This window comes from Paraburkholderia sp. SIMBA_053 (assembly GCF_046534895.1).
GTDB lineage: Bacteria > Pseudomonadota > Gammaproteobacteria > Burkholderiales > Burkholderiaceae > Paraburkholderia > Paraburkholderia caledonica.
Genome location: NZ_JAWRXU010000078.1, coordinates 1 through 532 on the forward strand (window position 1 = coordinate 1; position 532 = coordinate 532).

The following is a 532-nucleotide window of genomic DNA, read 5'->3' on the forward strand; positions in this document are numbered from 1 at the left end:
GCACGAGGTTCGTCACGATCTTGTAGCCGACACCGAGCGATGCCGTGATCGCCAGCTCACGCACCATCGGAATCGGTATTAGCAGTAGCGTGATGAACGAAACGAACGCGGTGACGAGCGCCAGCACACCGGGAATCAGGAGACCGCTGAAGCTGTGACGGGCCGCATCGAACGAGCTGTTGCCGTGCGCAATCTCGCGCACGATGAAGTTGACCTGCTGCACGCCATGCGAGACGCCGATCGCAAACACCAGGAACGGGACCAGCACGGCCAGCGGATCGAGACCGAAGCCCAGCAGCCTGAGCGTGCCGAACTGCCAGACGAGCGACGTCAGCGAGCACGAAATCAGCAGCACCGTGAAGCGGACCGAATGGCAATACCAGTAGACGGCGAGCGCAGTGAGCAGGAGCGCGATACCGCAGAAGCCGAGCACTGCCGTCGCGCCATCGGCGATATCGCCGATCTGCTTGGCGAAGCCGATGATCTGGATTTCATAGCCCGCATCCTCGAACGGCTTGCGGATCTGTGCTTC

General features: G+C 61.7%; 1 pseudogene. It reads right to left on the bottom strand.

Going from position 1 to position 532, the window contains the following annotated elements:
- Positions 1 to 532: pseudogene (locus SB753_RS34630) on the bottom strand (RND family transporter); the annotation flags it as partial.